This is a genomic window from Thiohalorhabdus sp. (assembly GCF_036628635.1).
Classification (GTDB): Bacteria; Pseudomonadota; Gammaproteobacteria; order Thiohalorhabdales; family Thiohalorhabdaceae; genus Thiohalorhabdus.
On sequence record NZ_JAZKRM010000113.1, the window covers coordinates 1 to 2,946 of the forward strand.

The window sequence follows — 2,946 nt, forward strand, 5'->3', positions numbered from 1 at the left end:
CCCTGGCAGCGACCTACTTTCCCACGGATCAATTCCGCAGTATCATCGGCGTTGGAGGGCTTAACTGCCGAGTTCGGCATGGGGTCGGGTGTTGCCCCTCCACTCTGGCCACCAGGGCTCTCAATAGTCTCTTGCGAGATAAATATATTAGAAGGAGTGAAGAGAAGAAAGCGAAGTTAAGACGCACGGCCGATTAGTACCGGTTGGCTCAATGCATTGCTGCACGTACACCTCCGGCCTATCAACCTGGTATTCTCCCAGGAGCCTTTAGACCCTCACCCATCTCTTTAAACGGACTCTTGCTTTGAAAAAGCCTAGAGTCCGTAAAAGAGATGGGTGAGGGTGGGAGACCTTATCTTGGGGGAGGCTTCCCGCTTAGATGCCTTCAGCGGTTATCCCGACCGATCGTGGCTACCCTGCTATGCCGCTGGCGCGACAACAGGCCCACCAGAGGATCGTCCACCCCGGTCCTCTCGTACTAGGGGCAGCTCCCCTCAAGTCTCCTACGCCCGCAGCAGATAGGGACCAAACTGTCTCACGACGTTTTAAACCCAGCTCGCGTACCACTTTAAACGGCGAACAGCCGTACCCTTGGGACCTACTCCAGCCCCAGGATGTGATGAGCCGACATCGAGGTGCCAAACCGCGCCGTCGATATGAACTCTTGGGCGCGATCAGCCTGTTATCCCCGGCGTACCTTTTATCCGATGAGCGATGGCCCTTCCATGCGGGACCACCGGATCACTAAGGCCGACTTTCGTCCCTGCTTGAGGTGTCCCTCTCGCAGTCAAGCCCCCTTCTGCCTTTGCACTCTAACGGCTGGTTTCCAATCAGCCTGAGGGGACCTTTGCGCGCCTCCGTTACCTTTTGGGAGGCGACCGCCCCAGTCAAACTACCCACCTGACACTGTCTCCCGGCCGGATCACGGCGCGAGATTAGAAATGTAGACTAACAAGGGTGGTATTCCAAGGGCGGCTCCGTGACAGCTGGCGCTGCCACTTCCGAGCCTCCCACCTATCCTATACATGCTAGCCCACAATTCAATGCCAGGCTGTAGTAAAGGTGCACAGGGTCTTTCCGTCTTGCTGCGGGTACCCGGCATCTTCACCGGGATTTCAATTTCACCGAGTCTCCAGCTGAGACAGCGCGGGGATCGTTACGCCTTTCGTGCAGGTCGGAACTTACCCGACAAGGAATTTCGCTACCTTAGGACCGTTATAGTTACGGCCGCCGTTTACCGGGGCTTCGGTTTGGTGCTTGCACACCTCCCCTTAACCTTCCGGCACCGGGCAGGCGTCAGTCCCTATACCTCGTCTTGCGACTTAGCAGAGACCTGTGTTTTTAGTAAACAGTCGCCCCCGCCGATTCTCTGCGGCCGCCCGGGGCTTCGGATGATAAATCCTACACCCCAGGCGGCACCCCTTATCCCGAAGTTACGGGGTCATTTTGCCGAATTCCTTAGCTGGAGTTCTCTCGAGCGCCTCGGGCTTCTCGCCCCGCCCACCTGTGTTGGTTTGCGGTACGGTCTGCCCAACAATCTCGCTTAGAGGGTTTTCTTGGCAGCCTGGGATCAGCCACTTTGTGCCCTGATGGGCTCGTGATCACCTCTCGGCGTTATGAGGGGCCGGATTTGCCTGGTCCCTCCGCCTACCGGCTTCAACCGGGCATCCAATTCCCGGATGGCCTACCCTTCTGCGTCACCCCATCGCTCAAGTGATTGTCGGACAGGCGCAGGAATATTAACCTGCTTCCCATCGGCTACGCCTTTCGGCCTCGCCTTAGGGGCCGGCTAACCCAGGGCAGATGAGCTTTACCCTGGAATCCTTGGGCTTACGGCGAACGGGATTCTCACCCGTTTTATCGTTACTCATGCCAGCATTATCTCTTCCCTGCAGTCCACCGAGCCTCACGACTCGACTTCGGCCCGCAGGGAACGCTCCCCTACCATGCCGGCGAACCGGCATCCGTGGCTTCGGTACCGTGCTTAGCCCCGTTGAATTTTCGGCGCAGACCAGCTTGACCAGTGAGCTGTTACGCTTTCTTTAAAGGATGGCTGCTTCTAAGCCAACCTCCTGGTTGTCCCAGCCGATCCACCTCCTTTCCCACTGAGCACGGATTTGGGGACCTTAGCCGACGGTCTGGGCTGTTTCCCTCTCGACCACGGACCTTCTCACCCGTAGTCTGTCTCCCGGGCTTGTAATTGACGGCATTCGGAGTTTGGTAGGGTTTGGTAGCCTGGTGGGGCCCCTAGCCCTTCCAGTGCTCTACCTCCGTCAATCAACACCCGAGGCCCTACCTAAATAGGTTTCGGGGAGAACCAGCTATCTCCGGGTTTGTTTGGCCTTTCACCCCTATCCACAGATCATCCGAATGGTTTTCAACCCATACCGGTTCGGGCCTCCACTCGGTTTTACCCGAGCTTCACCCTGTCCATGGATAGCTCACCCGGTTTCGGGTCTACTCCGCAGGACTTTCGCCCTATTAAGACTCGCTTTCGCTACGGCTCCGCACCTTGCGTGCTTAACCTTGCCCTGCAAAGTAACTCGCTGGCTCATTATGCAAAAGGCATGCGGTCACCCCTCACCCACTTGATCTACGGACTCTATGCTTCTTGCCTTTCAAGAAGACAAGAGTCCGTTGATCAAGTGGGTGAGGGGCTCCCACTGCTTGTAGGCGACTGGTTTCAGGTTCTATTTCACTCCCCGTTCTGGGGTTCTTTTCACCTTTCCCTCACGGTACTGGTCCACTATCGGTCGCCAGGAAGTATTTAGCCTTGGAGGATGGTCCCCCCAGATTCCTGCGGGATTTCCCGGGTCCCGCAGTACTCGGGTACCTCCGGCGCCGCGTTCGGTTTCACATACGGGGCTGTCACCCTCTATGGCCAGGCTTTCCAGCCTGTTCCGCTACCTACTGACGGATCGCCGTGTGGAGGCCCCACGACCCCCC

General features: G+C 57.4%; 2 rRNA genes. Both read right to left on the bottom strand.

Annotated features, from left to right (window positions below):
• A 5S ribosomal RNA gene (gene rrf, locus V5A19_RS14185) occupies positions 1-116 on the bottom strand.
• A 56-nt stretch (positions 117-172) separates the two neighbouring features.
• Positions 173-2,946, bottom strand: a 23S ribosomal RNA gene (locus V5A19_RS14190); the annotation flags it as partial.